This window comes from Undibacterium sp. MH2W (genome assembly GCF_049340215.1).
Lineage (GTDB): Bacteria > Pseudomonadota > Gammaproteobacteria > Burkholderiales > Burkholderiaceae_D > Undibacterium.
The window spans coordinates 1-1,288 of sequence record NZ_JBMPPA010000022.1; the positions used below are offsets into that span (position 1 = coordinate 1).

At 48.2% G+C, this 1,288-nt stretch carries 1 protein-coding gene; it reads left to right on the top strand.

Features of this window, described 5'->3' with window-relative positions; all coding sequences use genetic code 11:
- Positions 1-68 precede the first annotated feature (68 nt).
- A protein-coding gene (locus tag ACO0K2_RS19685; RefSeq protein WP_423021760.1) for an IS3 family transposase occupies positions 69-1,249 on the top strand; the annotation gives its coding sequence in 2 pieces (ribosomal slippage) (positions 69-321 and positions 321-1,249; 1,182 coding nt in all).
- Positions 1,250-1,288: the final 39 nt, after the last annotated feature.

Here is a 1,288-nt window from a genome sequence, read left to right on the forward strand (position 1 = left end):
TGAGCTTCCCCTGAAATTTAGTTCCCCAAAGGTGACGTAAAATAAACGTAACTTTGGAAAGACAAATGATGAACAGGATACCAAAAAAAGCTTACACGACCGAGTTTAAAGAACTGGCCGTTAAACGTGTTTCAGATGGTGAAGCCATCTCTGTCGTCGTCAAGGAGCTGGGGTTAAGTGACCAAACGCTGCGCAACTGGATCAAGGCCTCCTCTGAAGGAAAACTTAAAGGCGCAGGAACGAAAGTCGTAACACCAGAAGCCATGGAGCTATCCCGATTAAGAGCAGAAGTTGCCAGACTTAAGCGGGAGAACGAAATCATAAAAAAGGCGGCGGCATACTTCGCGAAAGATGTTCTGTGAAGTATGCATGGATCGCTGCCAACAGCAAAACCTATTCTTTAGCAGAAATGTGCGCCGTTTTTGAAGTCAGTGTGAGTGGCTATCGCGCCTGGCAACGCGGCGGAATTCCTTGCAGAAAGCGCTTAACAGACGTACAGATGCTGGCGATCATTCGTGCCATTCATGCTGAACTCAAGGGCGCGTATGGTAGCCCTCGCATGATCAGAGAATTGCGATTGCGCGGCTTTACAGCTAGCAAAGAACGTGTCGAACGATTGATGCGAGAACATGGCATACACGCACGCCATAAGCGCCGCTACAAGGTAACGACAGACTCGAAACATGCGTTACCCGTTGCAGATAACCTGCTCGATAGAAACTTTATGCCGACTGCGCCGAATCAAGCGTGGACTTCTGACATCACCTACTTGTGGACGGATGAAGGCTGGCTCTATCTGGCAATCGTGCTTGATTTATTCAACCGAGAAGTGATCGGTTGGTCGCTAAAACCACGCATGACTAGCGACATTGTGACCGATGCGCTGACGATGGCATGGTTCCGTCGCCGACCGGCAGCCGGGGTCATGCATCACTCGGATCGTGGCAGTCAATATGCCAGTAAAGCGTTTCAGAGCAAGCTCAAGGAGTTTGGCATGATTTGCTCCATGAGTCGTAAGGGAAATTGTTGGGATAATGCGCCTACCGAGAGCTGGTTTAACAGCTTCAAGAATGAGCGCTATCATGGAATTCGATATGCAACCCATGATGCAATGAAAGCTGCGAGCTTTGAATATATTGAGGTGTTTTATAATCGAACACGGCAGCATTCGACATTAGGTTACCGCTCTCCCGTTCAATATCTGGAAGACTGGATGAAGAAACAAAATCAAGAGAATCTCGCTGCATGACATTCACCTGATGGTGAACTAATTATCGAGGGAAGCTCA